General features: G+C 50.8%; 13 protein-coding genes. 2 read left to right on the top strand and 11 right to left on the bottom strand.

The window, feature by feature from the left end; translation table 11 throughout:
* Nucleotides 1-71 precede the first annotated feature (71 nt).
* The 5 genes from ccoG to ccoS all read right to left on the bottom strand — a co-directional run bounded on the left by ccoG (nucleotide 72) and on the right by ccoS (nucleotide 5,106).
* Nucleotides 72-1,556: a cytochrome c oxidase accessory protein CcoG gene (gene ccoG, locus NT073_RS22510; protein ID WP_297377951.1), complete on the bottom strand. Its 1,485-nt coding sequence runs from the start codon at nucleotides 1,554-1,556 to the stop codon at nucleotides 72-74.
* Nucleotides 1,557-1,562: 6 nt separating this feature from the next.
* Nucleotides 1,563-2,378: a cbb3-type cytochrome c oxidase N-terminal domain-containing protein gene (locus NT073_RS22515; RefSeq protein WP_297377954.1), complete on the bottom strand. Its 816-nt coding sequence runs from the start codon at nucleotides 2,376-2,378 to the stop codon at nucleotides 1,563-1,565.
* A gap of 15 nt (nucleotides 2,379-2,393) precedes the next feature.
* Nucleotides 2,394-2,564 (bottom strand): hypothetical protein, encoded by a 171-nt coding sequence (locus NT073_RS22520; protein WP_012928089.1) that lies wholly within the window; start codon nucleotides 2,562-2,564, stop codon nucleotides 2,394-2,396.
* Between the two features lie 106 nt (nucleotides 2,565-2,670).
* Complete coding sequence (gene ccoN, locus NT073_RS22525) at nucleotides 2,671-4,881, bottom strand: cytochrome-c oxidase, cbb3-type subunit I (protein ID WP_297377958.1); 2,211 nt, start codon at nucleotides 4,879-4,881, stop codon at nucleotides 2,671-2,673.
* An 18-nt stretch (nucleotides 4,882-4,899) separates the two neighbouring features.
* Nucleotides 4,900-5,106 carry a cbb3-type cytochrome oxidase assembly protein CcoS gene (gene ccoS, locus NT073_RS22530; protein WP_297377961.1) on the bottom strand — a complete coding sequence of 69 codons (207 nt, stop codon included), beginning with the start codon at nucleotides 5,104-5,106 and terminating at the stop codon, nucleotides 4,900-4,902.
* A 352-nt stretch (nucleotides 5,107-5,458) separates the two neighbouring features.
* On the opposite strand from ccoS, the gene NT073_RS22535 reads away from it, so the two are divergent.
* Entirely contained in the window at nucleotides 5,459-6,208 is a 750-nt protein-coding gene (locus NT073_RS22535; RefSeq protein WP_297377964.1) for an acyl-CoA desaturase, read from the top strand.
* A 404-nt stretch (nucleotides 6,209-6,612) separates the two neighbouring features.
* Here the strand turns inward: NT073_RS22535 and NT073_RS22540 are convergent, their stop codons facing one another.
* The 6 genes from NT073_RS22540 to NT073_RS22565 all read right to left on the bottom strand — a co-directional run bounded on the left by NT073_RS22540 (nucleotide 6,613) and on the right by NT073_RS22565 (nucleotide 16,980).
* Nucleotides 6,613-8,331: a hypothetical protein gene (locus NT073_RS22540; protein ID WP_297377967.1), complete on the bottom strand. Its 1,719-nt coding sequence runs from the start codon at nucleotides 8,329-8,331 to the stop codon at nucleotides 6,613-6,615.
* A 249-nt stretch (nucleotides 8,332-8,580) separates the two neighbouring features.
* Nucleotides 8,581-9,990 carry a DUF418 domain-containing protein gene (locus tag NT073_RS22545; protein ID WP_297377970.1) on the bottom strand — a complete coding sequence of 470 codons (1,410 nt, stop codon included), beginning with the start codon at nucleotides 9,988-9,990 and terminating at the stop codon, nucleotides 8,581-8,583.
* A 23-nt stretch (nucleotides 9,991-10,013) separates the two neighbouring features.
* Nucleotides 10,014-11,393: a DUF418 domain-containing protein gene (locus NT073_RS22550; protein ID WP_297377973.1), complete on the bottom strand. Its 1,380-nt coding sequence runs from the start codon at nucleotides 11,391-11,393 to the stop codon at nucleotides 10,014-10,016.
* 132 nt (nucleotides 11,394-11,525) lie between these two features.
* A complete protein-coding gene (locus NT073_RS22555) occupies nucleotides 11,526-13,658 on the bottom strand; it encodes a TIM-barrel domain-containing protein (protein ID WP_297377976.1) in 2,133 nt (710 codons plus the stop codon).
* A 216-nt stretch (nucleotides 13,659-13,874) separates the two neighbouring features.
* Nucleotides 13,875-14,453: a DUF4082 domain-containing protein gene (locus NT073_RS22560; protein WP_297377979.1), complete on the bottom strand. Its 579-nt coding sequence runs from the start codon at nucleotides 14,451-14,453 to the stop codon at nucleotides 13,875-13,877.
* Nucleotides 14,454-14,553: 100 nt separating this feature from the next.
* Nucleotides 14,554-16,980, bottom strand: coding sequence for a heavy metal translocating P-type ATPase metal-binding domain-containing protein (locus NT073_RS22565; protein ID WP_297377982.1), 2,427 nt, complete (start codon nucleotides 16,978-16,980; stop codon nucleotides 14,554-14,556).
* Nucleotides 16,981-17,172: 192 nt separating this feature from the next.
* Between NT073_RS22565 and NT073_RS22570 the strand changes: the two genes are divergently transcribed.
* Nucleotides 17,173-17,988 carry a universal stress protein gene (locus tag NT073_RS22570; RefSeq protein ID WP_297377985.1) on the top strand — a complete coding sequence of 272 codons (816 nt, stop codon included), beginning with the start codon at nucleotides 17,173-17,175 and terminating at the stop codon, nucleotides 17,986-17,988.
* Nucleotides 17,989-18,040: the final 52 nt, after the last annotated feature.

Here is an 18,040-nt window from a genome sequence, read left to right on the forward strand (position 1 = left end):
AAAGAGCGAAAGAATGAAAGAGCGAAAGCGGGTCGTATAGTAGCCGCTCTTTCACTCTTTCATTCTTTCACTCATTGATTTGGTCCCAGAAAGTTGGTTTCAATCTGATCAATAACGGTGTTGCCGGATAGAATATCGATGGTCAGGTTGGTATTATCCTGATGGATTGCCCGTTGCGGCAGGGTAATAAAAAACATGGTTTTTGTCAGTTCACCGGGCTTCGTTTCCGTCAGCGGCTGCACGAAGCGCAGTTGGGCATCGGGGTTATTCACGCGGAACTGTACGGGCATGGGCTGGTACGTTTTATTGATGATCTCAACCGAATACAGGTTAGACACGATCCCGTTTGCCTCCCGCTGAAACAGCTGTCCCGGTGCCCGCAGCACCGTAACATCGAGCGATGGACGACTGATCATCAAAAAGCCCAGCACCGCCAGCAGGGCCGTCAGCACCGCCGTATACGCCCCGATTCGGGTAGTGAACCGGAACGGCTGCCGGGTTTCGATCCCCTTCTGCGAATCCATCCGAATCAGGCCCAGCGGCCGGTCGATTTTCAGCATCACGTCGTCGCAGGCATCCATACAGGCGGTGCAGTTGATACACTCCATTTGCGTGCCGTTGCGAATGTCGATGCCGGTTGGGCAGACGTGGACACAGAGTTTGCAGTCAATACAATCGCCTTTGGGCTGGGCTGCAATAGGCAACGGGTGGAAGGCAGAAGATGCCGAGTTTGTGGCGCTAGCCCCTGCACCTGTATTCGTCTCCCCCTGCCCTGCCCGTTGTTTTTTGCCCCGTGGCTCACCCCGGATGTAATCGTACGCAACAATGAGTGAATTTTTATCCAGCATCACGCTCTGCAATCGTCCGTACGGGCAGATGGTCGTGCAAACGATTTCACGCAGATAAGCAAAGACACCGTAGAAAACGCCCGTAAACACCAGCATGGCGAACAGACCCACCACGTGCTCAGACGGGTTGTCGGTAATCAGTTTCAGCCAGTTGTCGCGGCCAATGATATACGCCAGAAACGTGTTACTGATGGCAAACGAGATCAGAAAAAAGACGGTGTGCTTGGCGGTCTTCTTCATGATTTTTTCCGTTGTCCAGGGACCGGCATCCAGCCGCTGACGCGCTTTGTAATCCCCTTCGATCCAGCCTTCGATCTTCCGGAAAACCATTTCCATAAAAATCGTCTGCGGGCAGGCCCAGCCGCAGAATACGCGCCCGAAGACAACCGTAAACAGCGACACGAATACCACAAACGTAACGAGCCCGATGGCGACAAGGTAAAAATCCTGCGGCCAGAAGGTTACGCCGAAAAAGATAAACCGCCGTTCGAGCACATTGAACAGAAACAGCGGATGTCCATCGACCCAGACGAACGGACCGGCAAACAACGCGACCAGCAGCCCGATGGCCACCACCGTACGCCAGCGCGTAAAACGCCCCGACGTGGCTTTAGGGTATAGCCATTTCCGCTTCCCGTTTTCGTTCTGGTTCGGGAGGTGCGACCGAAAATAATCATCGGTCGGGGCTGGAGGCAGTTGAGTTGTCATAGATTATTACTTACTAGCCAGTACGGGAGCTTCCTTTTCACCCTGGGGTGCTTTGGCTCCGGGAGGATTTGTGCCCTGTAGCGTCAGGATATAACTGGCTACCTGCTGTACCTGCAAGGGGTTGAGCTGTTTCTTCCACGACATCATCCCTTTCTCGGGAACGCCTTCGGTAATGGTGTGGAAGACGTGCTTCATAGAGCCGCCGTGCAGCCAGAATTCGTCGGTGAGGTTTGGGCCAACGCCCCCCTGCCCCTGCTGCCCGTGGCAGGCGACACAGCTTTGCAGAAACACGGCTTTACCCGCATCGAGTGCTTTGGCGTCCTTCACAAAGGCCACGTTGTTTTCGTTGATTGAGCCCGCTACTTTTTTGATGTAGGCATCGCGCTGCTGTTCGGCTACCGCCACCTCCTGGGTGTATTCGGCCAGTTGCAGATCGCCCAGGCTCGTGAGGTGAAAGACGATGAGGTAGATAACACCGAAGCCAATGGTACTGTAAAACAAGCCCATAAACCAGGGTGGCGTTGGATTGTCCAGTTCGTGGATACCGTCGTAGGCGTGTTCCATCACCAAGTCCTGCTCCTGACTCAGGGCATGTAACCCCGACACACGCTGCCAGAGGGTACGGGTATCGGCGGGTTTATTAGCCAGCTCCGGATTCACCGCTTTGCGAAGAATAAACAGCAGATAGAGGGCCACAGCCCCTACCAGCACCATTCCCACCAGCAGGAAGATGGACAGCGAGAGCAGAATCAGGTCCTCTCCCGATTTAATATCCCACATGGCGGACGGCCCGATTGATAATACGATAAAAAGCAGATTCATGAGCGACAATAGCGGTTAATCGGTGGATGACTCATCGAATGGCAGACGACTCATCTGCCGCATATGGTTTTTGTCGGACAGCCATAAATACAGGCCAACCAGCACGAAGAAGACAAAGAATGTCATGAACGAACCAACCATATACAGGTCCGCACCGGGTATTTTGGAGATAAATTGCTTGAACATGGGGCTTTTTTTAAGGAGTTAGTAGCGAGGAGTGAGGAGTTGCTTTCGCGTCGGCAAAAAGTATGCGGCAGCCCTTCTCACTTCTCACTCCTCACTCCTGCATACTTTATTTCACAGCTGTTTCCATTTTCTTAATATCCGTTCCCAGGCGTTGCAGGTAGGCGATGAGGGCTACGATTTCGCGGTCGGGTTGCACCTTGATGCCGTCCTTTGCCAGTTGGCTGCTGATGTCGCCCGCCTGTTTTTGCAGGTCGTCCTGCGCGTACCGGATAGTCACGTCTTCGTAGGGCACACCCACTTGTTTGAGGGCTTTCAGCTTGGCTTCGGTGTGAGACACGTCCAGTTTTTGCTCCAGCAACCAAGGGTACGGCGGCATAATGGAGCCGGGCGACATAGAGGCCGGATCGCGCATGTGGTGGTAGTGCCAGGAGTTCGGGTACTTACCCCCTTCGCGGTGAAGGTCGGGACCGGTACGCTTGCTGCCCCACAGGAACGGGTGATCATAGACAAACTCACCCGCTTTGGAGTACTCGCCGTAGCGTTCGGTTTCGGAACGGAACGGCCGGATCATCTGGCTGTGGCAACCTACGCAGCCTTCGCGGATGTAGAGGTCGCGGCCTTCTACTTCGAGAGCGGTGTAAGGTTGGACGGCGGCAATAGTAGGCACGTTGCTCTTCACCATGAATGTGGGTACCATTTCGACCAGACCACCAATCAGGATAACCACCAGTGACGCTACCAGCAGCGGGAACGGCTTGCGCTCCAGCCAGCGGTGCCAGAAGGTATCGCTGCCTTCGGGTTTGTACGCTACGGGCAGGGCCGGTGCTTCGGCCGGTTCATTAGCCGTCAGCGTACCAACCGCCATTGTCTTGAACAGGTTGTAACCCATCAGGATAGCGCCTACTAGGTAAAGCGATCCACCAATGGCCCGCATGCGGTGCATGGGCAGCAGTTGCAGCGTCGTTTCGAGGAAGTTGCCGTAGCGGAGGGTACTTTCGGGTGTAAACTCTTTCCACATCATACCCTGCGTGAAGCCCGAAATGTACATCGGCACCGCGTAGAACAGGATACCCAGCGTACCGAGCCAGAAGTGAACATTCAGCAGTTTCTTCGAGTGCAGCGGAGTATGGTACATGCGTGGTATGAGCCAGTACAGCATAGCGAAGGTCAGGAAGCCGTTCCAGCCCAGAGCCCCTACGTGAACGTGCGCTACGATCCAGTCGGTAAAGTGGGCTATGCCGTTCACATTTTTAAGCGATAGTAGCGGCCCTTCAAAGGTAGCCATACCGTAGGCGGTCAGGCCCACGACCATGAATTTCAGGATGGCATCTTCGCGAACCTTATCCCAGGCACCCCGCAGGGTCAGCAGTCCGTTGATCATACCACCCCAAGATGGCGCAATGAGCATAATGGAGAAAACAACGCCCAGTGACTGCGCCCAGTCGGGCAGGGAGCTATACAGCAAGTGGTGAGGACCCGCCCAGATGTACAGGAATATCAGCGCCCAGAAGTGAAGAATCGACAGACGGTACGAATACACGGGCCGGTTCGCCATTTTAGGCAGGAAATAGTACATCATGCCCAGATAGGGCGTGGTCAGGAAGAAAGCAACGGCATTGTGGCCGTACCACCACTGCACCAGCGCATCCTGAACACCCGCGTACATCGAGTAGCTTTTCAGGAAACTAACGGGCATTTCCATTGAGTTAACAATGTGCAGCACAGCAACCGTTACGAACGTAGCTATGTAAAACCAGATGGCCACGTACAGGTGACGCTCCCGCCGTTTCACAATCGTACCGAACATGTTGATACCGAAAACGACCCAGATCAGCGTAATGGCAATGTCGATGGGCCATTCGAGTTCAGCGTATTCTTTAGAGGTCGTCAAACCCAGCGGCAGGGTAGCCACCGCCGACAAAATAATCAGCTGCCAGCCCCAGAAGTGAATTTTGCTGAGCAGGTCCGAAAACATCCGGGCTTTACAGAGCCGCTGCAACGAATAATAGACCCCCATAAAAATGGCGTTGCCTACAAATGCGAAAATAACGGCATTGGTGTGCAGTGGACGTATCCGCCCGAAGGTGGTGTACTGATTGCCCAGGTTAGCGGCTGGTGCAAAGAGCTGGCTAGCCACAAGTACCCCAACGAGCATACCGATGATCCCCCAGATGATGGAGGCCACAGCGAAATTGCGCACGATGGTATTATCGTAGGCAAATCGTTCAGTGACGGGGCGCTGGCCCGGTGGTGGCTGCCCGACGGCGGACCTATCGGGAGAAATAACTTGAAGTGGTTGATTGGTTGTAACGTTCATACGGCAGTAGCGGATTTTTTAGGCTGTCCGACTTAGCGGTTTAGTTGTCAGTGGCGTCTGGGACAGTGTTGCGGGTTCGTCCGGCAGCTCATCGTCGAGCAGCATTCGGAGCGAAGGCGTGTACAGGTCGTCCTGCTGGCCGGTTCGCATCGACCAGATGAACGCACCCAGAAACCCCAGTGCCATTAACAGACTAATTCCGATCATGAAGAAGATAATAGACATACCCATTCGCGTTTGACTTCCCAAAAGTGCGGGTCATTCGATCAGTTTTCGATGAGTTTGGTCAGGCTTGGAATTGATAAAATTCAGGTAGCCAGGCGGGTTGATTCTTATCAGAACGCTACCTGATGCACGTCAGTTTTTGACTCAAAAAAACCAATCAGTTTTGCGGAATCAAGGCATTTCCGATACGCCAAGTCTCCCTCTCCTGGGCAAGGATCATCCTGCCCCATTCAAAACCAGGCCGAGAATGTATCCGTATCGAAGTCTTGAAACTCTCTATTAACTACAGCTTCTTATGGACTGGCGTCCGCCTTGCGCACCACCGGTTTCTGAGGCCACATGACTTCCCACAATGATCATTATTGCTTTTTTTCTGACGCACTGGTATCTGTCGGTACTGATGCAAACGTTTTTTCTCCACCGCTATGCCGCTCACCAGATGTTCACCATGAGCCCCGGCTGGGAAAAGTTTTTTTACGTGCTCACCTTTATCGGACAGGGGTCGTCGTTTTTAAGTCCCCGCGCCTATGGTATCATGCACCGGCTCCACCACGCCCACGCCGATACGGAATCTGACCCCCACTCGCCCGAGTATTCCAATAACCTGTTCGACATGATGTGGAAAACCCGGACGTTTTATAACGACATCCTGAATAACCGCGATACGATTCCGGCGAAGTTCAAAAAGGGAGTGCCTAACTGGCAATTTATGGAATGGCTCGGCGACCGCTGGCCCGTACGACTGGCCTGGGGTACGGCCTATACGCTGTTCTATATTCAGTTTGCGCCATCCCCCTGGTTCTTTCTGCTATTACCAGTGCATTTCCTCATGGGACCAGTACACGGGGCCATTATCAACTGGTACGCACACCGGTACGGCTACACGAATTTTAAACTGAACGATACGGCTAAAAACCTGCTGCCGTTCGATTTCCTGATGATGGGCGAATCGTACCACAACAATCACCACAAGTACGGCGGACGGCCAAACTTTGGTGGTTTCCGCTGGCACGAGTTCGACCCCGCTTACCCGCTTATTCTGCTGCTCAACAAAATAGGCGTACTCAAACTCCGGCTCGGCCGCGACGAAGCGTATATGTAGGGCGGTTATGATAAATGCGTCTAAATACTCAAAGTTGACCTTGGTATTTAGACGCCTTTACTAGTACAGGCAAGCATAATTATTGGTTGCCTCAACGAATACTGACCATTCACATCGATAGAGCTTTTATGCTTTCTTCGCCAAACTGGCTGACCACGCGAACGGCTACCTTCTTTCCTTTTTTGTAATCTATTGGATGCGATGTAGTGTCATAAAGCCGATCAAACGCGTCGTCGCCAATGTCAATTCCCAGCTTTTTTCGGCCTGCTTTTTTGTGTTCTGTACAACCAGACTGGAAAGGCCTTTACGCCACTTGGCAACATCTTCTCATGACTATAAACAAAAAAATTTTTTCTACAGCCACCCTCCGTTTCTTTTTAAATTTACTTATAAATAACAGCATTTTATACTTCATTATCCAGGCCTTTCTTTTCGTTTATGTATTCTAACATATCTTTTACCTGTTCACTGTGCCTTGAAAGAAAATCATCAATTCTTTTTATTTCTTTACTTGTACCGGGGGCACCAAAAAAATCCTTTGATAAATAGTCTTTTTTTTGTTCAAGCAATATTCTTTCCTGTTCCATAAATAACAGTGCACTATCTGTATTTAACTCTGTCATCTCCCACAACCAGTAAATAATTTTGAAAAACTGAAGTTCAAAATCATCTCTATTTAAAAATTCAGCCGGGGCAGTATTAATGTTATTACTTTCAACAACCACTCCTTGTTCAATAAAAGTAAATACGCGCACTTTTTCTATATTTCTATGATTTTTATACTGGCCTAACTGGCTTATCAAATAGCCCTTCTCAAGATATATATTAGGCTTAGACATCCATTTATTTTTTCCAATTTTTATATCCGCTGTTTGAATAACACAACCTATGTGCGATGTTTTAAGTTTGTAATATACGGTCTCTTGAATATTATCACCAACACCAACTTTAACAACTTCGGGTTTTATTTTTAAACCATGTTTATTATATCTGAATTTATTTGTTAACATCGTAGCTAGCGTTTCCATATATTGATTGGCAACATTATCATTCCAGGCTCCCACAATGAATAACTTTATAAAACTTTCTTTATGAAATGATTCTTCATGAAATTTTGATGTATATCGTTTAAACTCGTCTTTTACCCGCTGTTTCCATATGTCAATATTAGTAAGCGAGTAATGGTATTTCTCAAGAAGTCTTTCTGCCTTATTAAAATAAGATACTAAATGTGGTTCAACTATGGTTATCTTTTCTTCTTTTGTGACGCACACATCATTCAAATACAACGTTAGATCATGATTCCAAAAATACCGAAAGTGGCTTAAAGCACTATAATAATGTCGTTGATTAAGTTCTTTATGTATTTTCTCCTGCTCTGTATCAGGCAACTGTTTTACTTTGCCTATACGCATAGCATTTATTCTAACTATAGGCGAAATAAGAGATAGTTTATTTGAGTTCGCTTTTTGCTTCGCAAACAAATAAGAATCTAAAAAAATTGTATTATTTATTTGCAGAAAACAACACAATCCATTTACAGGCGTAAATTTAACGGCAATCTTATTTTTATTAGTATTATTTTCTATATCTATCTCTTTATTAAAGATAGAATCATTTTTAGCTGCAAGCAGGTTTGACAACGATTGCTTCAGACTTGAATAAGTTTTAGAGCTTTTTACATCACTATATTTTACTATTTTTGGCCCTATTGTTGTGCAAACAAAATCTTCTTTATTGATAACACAGGAGACGCTATTCCCTTCGCTGTTGGCTTCTTCTGCCTGAATTAAATCATAGTAAAAATCTGAATACGGATAAGCAAACAGCAGTTTTATATGCACCGCAATATTTTTATCATTTAGTTTAGTAATTAAGTTATCTCGATTACTAATTAAAAGATTAAATGCCTCGTAAGCTGGATTTTTATCTTCAGCATTCCCACCTCCCAAGAGAGTCATAGCAGATAATCCACTAAACTTGATGGTAACAACAGGGTTTTTATCATTTTTATCTGTAAGAGCATTATCAGATAACTGGTCAAACGATAGTAAATCAGCAACAAATTGAAGGTATTTATCGTCATGCCGATCGTTATACAGATAGAAATCTCCGTTTTCCATATTATTAAATTAGGGTTTCTTCATTTACAACTTAATAGATTCATTCAACCTCTATAGTGGTCATGAATCTATTGTCACTTAGTAGAAGCAAAAAAATCATTTTGTATCCACACAAACCTTTAACATGGGCAAAAATCTTGCCTATCATTTAAATCAACGACCATTATTTATGGAAATATTCCAAATAATGTAGCAAAAGAAATCTCAAGTATTCCCGACAACTTTTACACTCTATTTATATCATTTTACTTACCCTACCGCCACACTCCGGCGCATGGGCTGTAATTTCCAATAGGTAAGCGAACGCCAAAGCCACTCGAACGGGCCAAACAGAAAATACTGTAACCAGATGGGCGACAGGATCAACTGAAAAAGCCACACCCCAGCCACCACGTAATACAATTCATGGAAAGCCATCTTTCCGTAATAGCCCAGGCCATAGCCATGGAATACGAGCGTACAGATAATGGACTGCATCAGGTAATTGGTGAAGGCCATTTGCCCCACCGCCGTCAGCGCCCGCATGAGCCAGGGCAACAGTTGCGACCGATACACTAACAGCAGCAGACTCGCATGACCGAGCGCCAGCAGGACCCGCCGTATGTCGTACACCTGAAAGGGGATAGTTCGGTAATTGTCGACGATCTGCCCCGCATGTTGTGCCCAGTCGACCTGTGCCTTCGTGTAAAACCAACTGATCGGCAAGCCCAGCCCATAGCCGATGAGCAGCGTGACAACGTAGGTGGAAGTTGGTAGTTTATTGGCAAAAAAGCCCCAGCCCAGCAGGGCCATCCCGATGAACATCATCAGTAGCATGTCCCAACTGCCGTAATAGGTATAGAACGTTTCAGACGAGCTGTTTTCCGGCAGTAAATGCATAAAGACGGTGCCATAGCCGGAGCGCATTTCGGTTAGTTCTTTCGCATCTTTTTTGGGGTCCGGCTTAAAACCCTTCTCAAACTTTTCCCACGCTCCTTTGGCTTCTTTCTGCTTGTCTGTCAGCTTTTTGTGCGCTTTCTCCTGCTTTACCGCTTCCAGATACCCCGCCCTATTTTCACGTAACTCACTGTACCACAATTCAGTACGAATTGAATTCAGCCCCATGCACAGAACGGCCAGGGCGATCAGCCAGCCCGCTTTTGCCCGGCGGAAAGGGTACAGAATCATCCCGCAAAGGCCATAAAAGAACAGGATGTCGCCACGCCAGAGAAACACATACGCATTGATGACTCCGAACAAAACCAGCCATAACAGCCGCCGGTAGTAATATTCGGCCACGGTTGGACCGTTGATCTGTTCGCGTTTATTCTGAGTAAAGAGCACCATACCGGCCCCGAACAGCATCGAAAACAGGCCGCGCATTGTTCCTTCGAAGCCTAGACTTACAACAATGAACGCATATAAGTCAGGCCCGGCCGGACTGTTCATCAATCGGTTAAAACCCGACGGCAGGAGACCGAACCCCGGAATATTCATCATCAGAATACCCAGCAACGCCAGGCCACGAATTAAGTCGATTGTTTCGATACGGGCGGCTTTGTCCACCGGTTGGGGCGCGGCCGACGGCTGAACAGTAGCCTGATCGTTGGCAGGCAGATTCAGCGTCAATCCCGGTATAGCGGTGTCGGCGTTTATGGGTAAGATCGGGTTGGTTTCCATCGAATGAGCTGACTAGAGGTGGGTCAGGAGAAAACTGGGGTGATTTGCGGAGTTTTTTCGGCCAATCGCATGGGTTGCCGCCTGCCGTAGATTAAAGAACGCCAGAGCCATTCGAGCGGACCGAACCGAAAGGTTCTCAGCCAGATAAGACTAAAAACAAGCTGAAGCAACCAAACCTCCGCGACCACCATGTACAGCTGATAGAGCTTTAGGTCGCCAAAATAACCCAGGCCATAGCCGTAGAAAAACAGGGTACAGAGCACCGTCTGCATCAGGTAATTGGTAAAAGCCATCTGCCCCACAGCACCCAACGCCTTCCATAACCACATACCAACCCCGGCCCGGTACGCCAACAGCACCAGACTGGCCCAGCCAATGGCAGAGAACGCCCGCTCGAACGGCATCAGCACACCGGCAACCGGCAGGCTGGCATCGCTGATATATGTTGCGAAATCGACAATTTCGAGTTCATAGGCAGGCAGCGAAAGCCAGGCCATTGCCTGACCAATTAGGAGCCCACCGAGAGCCAGAACGATGTACTGCCGGGTAGTAAGCTGATTAGACAGAACTCGCCATTTGAACAGAGCCATACCCAGCAACATCATGGAAAGGATGTCCCAGATACCTACCTGATAGAAAAACGGGGCCTCCATCCGCTTGATTTTGGGCAATTGATGGTTCCAGACGGTGGTGTAGTCGGAGCGCATAGCCAGCACGTCGGCTTTATCGGCTTTGCTGTCGTACTGGTGTTCTTTTACCAGCCCCTCCCAGGCCGACTTCGCTTCTTTCTGTTCGTCGGTGAGCTTTACTTTTTTATTCTTTTTTTCGAGGGCCGCTACCGGCTGAAATTTTTCGTATTTCTGCTTCTGTTCGGCAAACTGCCAGTAAGCTTTCCCACTGTAAATCAATCCCGCCACAACGGCGCAAACAAGCAACGCCCTGGGCGATAACCGGATGAAAGGAAACAGGAAAATTCCCACGATGCCATAGTGAAAAAGGATGTCGTAGTGCCACAGTAAACCCCAGGCATTGACAAGTCCAAAAACGATGAGCCATAGTTGACGCCGGATGAATAGTTCGGGGGCCTCCATCCCCGACCCACTACGGGTTTTATTCAGAAAGAGGATAATACCAGCCCCAAACAGCATGGAGAACAGGGCACGCATCTTGTGCTCGAACAGGCCATGTACCAGCGTCAGTAGCCAGTAATTACCCCCATGCGGGTTTCGGATGAGTTGAGTCAGGCTGGCTTCGGTAAGCCCAAAGACCTGTATATTCATTAACAGGATACCGAGCAAGGCAACACCCCGCAGTATATCGAGTGTTGGGATGCGTTCAGGCTGCAAAACCGGGTGAGTGGCCGGATCAGACTCAACGAACTGGTGTGCACGTAAGACTTCCATTAAGCGTGTAAGAGTAAAGAGGATATGCTATAGCCACTTGATTATCAAACCAATATGACAACTTTACCCTTATTTTTACGCAACACTTTATTAAACGGCGGCAAACCCGGTAGCCTTCTGCTTACAGCCCGGTCACTTCGTCATCTGCACGAACGTCACAGCGCCTACGCTGTTGGGCTTGCCGGGCTCCGCGGCCGAGATACTTCCCTGAACTCCCCTGTCGTTTCTTGTTACCCGGATTTCACGGAAGCTGTATTGACCGCGCTCGTAATTAAACGTTTCGCCGTCATCGTCGTAGAGCCGGTAGATACCCGGCTTGCTGCCGTAATACCGCACCTCAATAGGCACCGTTTCACCGGCTTTGGGCGCGTGCAGCCGGGCGGGCATCATGGGCACAATACCGCCGTCTTTCACGTATACCGGAATACGATCCAGGCCGGGTGTTGCAGTGACCTGCTGGCCGTTACCCACTAGTTCACCGGTGTAGAAATCGTACCAGTTACCTTTGGGCAGCGTCACCAGCCGACTTTTCTGCCCAGCAAACAAAGGGGCTACCAGCAGATTTTCGCCCGCCATGTACTGATCTTTGATTTCCCGACGGATGGCCAGCGCGTAGGGGTTATCATTTAGATTTTCATTGACCACCGTAGCCTGTACATCGGCAAGGAAGCCCTCCTCCAGACTCATAGCCCGGAAGGGCGGTGTACCGTCGAAGTGGTATTTGGCAAATTCACTGTACCAGTAGGGCATCATCTGCATCCGCAGCAGCGCCATGTCCTGCACCTGTTTGCTTACATCCGCAAAGGACCAGGGTTTGGTGCCGCTCGCCCATGCATTAATCATCGCCAGGGGCGAAAAAACGACCGTCTGAAACCGGCGCAACCATTCTTCACTGGTTGACGAAGCCCGCACCTCCGGTGTCCATAACACTCCGCAATAGCTACTGGTAATGAGCGCCGTAATGAAGTCCTCGTGCTTATAATAATCGTTATAGATCACATACGGGAATGAGACACCACCCGAATTGGACGCCCGCACCAGGCCATACGTACGGGTATTTTTCGCATGATAAACGCCTGTGCTGTACCGCTGCATCAGCAACCCGTACGTTTGCCGCATCTGCTCCGCCGGGCGACCCGATGGGAAGATGGCAACATCGGGCCAGAGCCACGAATCGTACCCGTCTACTTCATCAATCTTGTACCCGCTCACGCCCGGTTCAATGCCGTCTTTAGCTAGTTGCCCGAAGAAAATACGCCGGGCTTCGGGCAACGTAAAATCCGGCACCACACCCGACCAGACTGTATGCGACGCCGTAAGCGGACGAATGGCTTTGTAGATCGACGCACTCGGTGCTACGTAGGGGTTGATCCAGAGGTTTGTCCGGATACTTTTCGCCTTCATCACCTTGAGAAATCCGCCGGGATCAGGATAGCGTGTTTTGTCCCACTCGAACGTGCCCGGATATGACTTGCTTTGCCAACCCGGCTCCAGCCCGATCACATCCAGCGGAAACCCTTTCTGTTCGAACTCATCGGCTTCGGCCAGCACCTGATCGGAGGTGTTGAGCGACTTTACCCGCTGCTGAAAGCCCAGCCCCCAGCGCGGAGGTAGGCAACCGCCCCCAGAAAAGAGATTGTACCGCCGAACTACATTGAGCGGTTTCGGTCCGCCAAACACATAGAACTCCACCCCGGCGGCAGGCACCACGATCTCGACAGCATCGGAATAGGGGTTGGCCGTCCAGCTTTTATCGGTATTCCGATCTTTGGCTTCGGGCGCATCGGGACTGTCTTTGCGGGCTGCTGAACCGGCATACACGGTCAGGTAACGAGCCGAATTAATGAATACGCCGTAGCCTTTCGAGGAGACGTAAAAAGGCGTGGGCGCGTGCGTGCGTCCGTTGTCGGAACCGCCAAAATGATCCATGTGCAGATTCAGAATCCGCCCGCGCTGGTGTACGGTCTGGAAATTAAGGCCGAAGCCATAAAGTTGTTCCGTTCGGTCGAGGGGGAAACGCAAGTACGTTTTTCCATCGACAAGCTGCGCCACAATGGCGGATTTCGGGAGTGGGAAGTCGGCCACACCCAATTGGGCCAGGGCAGTTGCGTTGGGCGATGTACCGGCAGCCGTCAGTAAATTATAGCCTTCGGGCTTCCCGACGGTGCCTTTCCAGACGCCGGGCTGCACCAGTGTCCAGACAATCGGCTGGCCCTGAACGAAAGTAAACGATAGAACGAAGAACAGAAGAACTCTAACGATCATTGGCTGGGCAGTATAAGGTGGGCACTGAACAAGCAAAAAAGCAGAAACCCTGCCTAAGCTTACTTGCCTGATTGCTTTTTAGAGAACTGAAGCTACCCTACCCCAAACGGTACGCCGTGGCGTAGTTACACAAATGCGGTGGTGCCAACGACAAGCGTCATTCGCACCACCGCACTCGATAAGACGTGAGCCAACCTACTGAACCGACCAAACCAGTCAGTCGGGAATGAACGTGAACTCCGGATAGCCGTAGAGCTCATACTTTACGTTTGTGACCACGTCGGGAAATAAAGCGGTAGCTGTGTTGCGGTAGCAGGCATTGTAAACAAGAATGCTCCCTTTTGTGAAAGGCATGAAATCGGAGCTGCCGGTCTTGTAGGCAAAGCCATATTTCTTATTGGCCCCACCTGACTGGTTGTTGATGCTGATAACGTATTTTTTGTTGGCCATCAGCGCCAGCGACTCAATATCATTGAGCGTCAGATTGTCGGGGGCTGTCTGCTCGATGGTTTTCTGCCGAAGGACTGCTTTTGTATCGAAGTCCCACACAATGATCCGGTAGGAACCGGGTTCCGGCATTTTACTACCCACCTGCGTGAGCTTACCCGCCACCGACGAGCTGAAGACTACACCCAGCTCCCAGGGCCCCGATGTACGGGTTCCCGATGTAATAGAACCTTCGGCACTGATAAAGTTAGTAATGGCATTTTCCGTTGGTTTCACCGCTTCTTTAGGCGTGCAACCGGTCAGGCTTGCTGCTCCCAGCAAAAACCCAAATAATAATCCTGTTCTCATGATCCAGACTGATAAATATGTTTCTGAACCCTTGGTCGCAGGAGTACTCCCGGGCGCAAACAGAGGAAGCTATTGATTGAGGGAACGGTAAGTTAATGCGTTATGCGTTAACCGGATGGGCCTTACCCCACATGCGCATACCTACTGTGGCAATGAGCACCATGGTAGCCGAACTCAGCGGCATCAGTACGGCGGCTACCACCGGCGAAAGATGTCCTGCAGCCGCAAACGACAACCCCACCAGATTATACAGCAGCGATACCCCGAAACTAAACCGGATAAGCCGCATGGCAAACTGGCTGTAGCGCAGATAGGTTGGCAGCTTTCGCAGCGAGCGGGCTTCCAGAATGGCATCGCTGGCGGGTGTGAACCGCAGCGTATCGTCCGTAACGGCAATGCCTACATCGGCTTGTTTGAGGGCACCGGCATCGTTAAGGCCATCGCCAATCATCAGTACGCAGTGTCCTTTTCCCTGAAGTTCACGAATGAACCGGAGCTTATCGTCGGGGCTACAGCCAAACTGCATGGCCTCGTCGGCAAACCAGCTTTGGAGTTCGGTACGGGCGGTGCTTGTATCGCCGGATAACAGGTAAAGTTTTTTACCATTCCCAACAAACGACGTCAGCATACTCGCCAGTCCTTGGCGCAGGGGAGCCGCCACGTTGAACTGCCCCCGGTACGTTCCGCCGATACTCACGTGTACCGATGGTCCGCTTTTCTGGTCGACGCCCCCCACAAAAGCAGCACTCCCCACTTTAACGACCTGATCGTCGACCAGCCCAACAACGCCTTTACCGGGCAATTCCGTAAAATTCTCGACCAGCATAGGCGGGCATTCGGCAAGAAACTGCCGCACTCGCTGACTCAGCGGGTGTGCCGACTGGTTGATAACCGCCCGGATCATAGCCCGCTCCAGGCTGGTCAGCGGCTTTGGAAACGACTCGGTCACTACGTCCGAAGCTGGAGTGGTCAGGGTGCCCGTTTTATCGAAAACGATGGTGTCGCAGTGGGTAAGCTGCTCGATCACGTCGGCATTTTTGAGGTACACGCCCTGCTTGCTGAGCCACCGCAGGCCATGCCCCAGGGCTACCGGATACGATAGGGAAAGGACGCATGGGCAGGCCACAATCAGGATGGCCGTAAACGCGTTGACGGCAGTAGTTGGCTGCCCCATCCAACCGTACCAGTAGGCACCAACCAGCGTAGCCAGCGTGAGAACGGTGATGGTAAAGTATGTGCCAACGGCATCGGCGAATGTTTTGGCGCGGTTAGGCTGCTCTTTCCGGAAAGCCTCGTTATTCCAGAGTTGCGTAAGGTAGCTGTGCGATACATCCCGAACGATTTCGAGGTCGATACTACCGCCCATTTGCCGACCACCGGCATACAACAGTGCACCCGGATCTTTGGATTCCGGTTCCGATTCGCCCGTTACGAATGAGTAGTCGATAAGGCCCGTTCCCCGATACAAAAGACTATCGGCCGGAATCAGATCGCCATGCCGAACCCGAATACGGTCGCCTTTCTGTAAATCAGCCACCGGAACGGGCGTTTCCAGGTCCGATTTACTTGCTTCTCCTCGCTGCCCCAGCCGCGTTACCGCCAGCGGGAAATAGGATTTATAATCCCGCTCGAACGACAGAAAATCATAGGTGCGCTGCTGAAACCACTTGCCGCACAGCAGGAAGAAAATAAGCCCCGTTACCGAATCGTAATAGCCTGCCCCACCCAGGGCAAGCACCTCGTAGGTACCCCGGAAATAGGCAACCAGAATACCGAGCAGAATAGGAAAGTCGATATTAATGAACCTACCAGGAACGTGACGGCGCAGGCTTTTCCAGACCGATTCAAAGTAGCCCGACCCGGAATAAAAGACGACGGGCGTAGCGAGTACCAGATTCAGGATTCCGAACAGATGCTTGAAATCCGGGTCGTTGAGGCCCAGGTATTCGGGAAAGCTGAACAGCATAATGTTTCCCGCACAGAAACCCGCCAGCGCCAGTCGATAGAGCAATGGCCGGTAGCTTGGTTTCTTACCCTGCTTCACCACATCGTCCAGGCTAATCAGCGGCTCGTATCCCAGCGATGTCAGCAGTTCGGCCACCTGCCGGAGTGAAAGCTGGGCGGGGCTGTACATGAGGTGAACCTGCTTTTTCAGAAAATCGACCCGCGTCTGCCGCACCGCCGGTTCAATGCGGTACAGGTGTTCCAACAGCCACAGACAGGACGAACAGTGAATAGACGGTACATAGAACGTAACGTGAGCAACACTTTCATTCTGAAAATCAATCAGTTTAGCGGCAATATCGGGATGATCCAGAAAGGCAAGCCGTTCAATCTTGGGCGTCTTGCCCGGTGTCGGATTGAGATCGTAGTACTGGCAAAGCTGGTGTTCGTTAAGTATCTGGTATACCGTTTGGCAACCCTGGCAGCAAAAAGGTTTATGGTCGAAATAAATTGTTTCGGTATCGGAAGGGCATTCGTTGCCGCAGTGGTAGCATACGGTTTTTGTGGGCGCAGCTGTTGTCATAATCACCTGAAATTTCCCCAAAATTGACCCGATCTGCATCAACATCAGCTGACATAAATCAACCGGGCAATTGATTATGACACAGGTTTTATCTGGTTAGCTATACGACTTTTACCCTGCCTGATCGGCTCTGAGAATAGCGTCAATTCAACCACCAGCGCCATTATTATCACTACATGACTATACTGACTGATGAAAACAATTCTGGTTCCCATTGATTTAAGTCCGCTGGCGACTGCTGCATTGCCGGTAGCAGTAAGTCTTGCCAAACAACTCGGAGCTGAGGTTCGGGTTCTGCATTATTTAGCCCTCAGCATTCTCGACCCGGAACTGAGCCAGGCACCAGTCGCCATGGCCCAATACATTAACGAGCAGACAAGGGCCGCCAATGTCCGACTTCAGGAGATTTGTGACCAGTACGCATCAGCTGACGTTCAGCTAACGCCGGTGCTCAGCCGCAGTGTGAAAGGCCTTTACGGAGCGATTGCCGACGAGGCCGCGGATCTGGTCGTGCTGGCTTCGCATGGGTCCGATGGGTTGTCTGAATGGCTAATTGGCTCCAACGCCGAGCACGTGATGGATGTCGTCGATTGCCCGGTACTGGTGGTGAAGCAGTCGTACACGGAATTTATGCCCAAAAAAGTACTCTTCGCCATTGATGCCAACGACCGGCTGAAAACTCAGTTTTCGTACCCGCTGCCAGGGGCCGCCACGCACAAGGAGTTTTTGTTTATCAACACGCCCAACGAACCCCGCGCGCCGGAAGGCATCCGGGAGTGGATGAGCGAACTGGCCAAAGCCCGGCAACTTACGGATTATCACCTAACGATTATCTCTTACCAGACTGAGCATGAGGCCATCATCCAGTTTGCTGAACAGAACGGATTCGACCTTATTGTATTGTTTACAAGTCAGCGAAGAGGCTTCTGGCACTTCTTTAATGGCAGCGTGGCGGAAGATGTCGTGAATCATTCTCCCATCCCGATTCTGGCCATCCCCTACCAGTAAGCAATGCCCACTCAGCGATCAAAACGTCTCTGGACATTTACCCTCGTAAGCT

Origin of the sequence: Spirosoma sp. (genome assembly GCF_026391055.1) — a bacterium.
GTDB lineage: Bacteria > Bacteroidota > Bacteroidia > Cytophagales > Spirosomataceae > Spirosoma.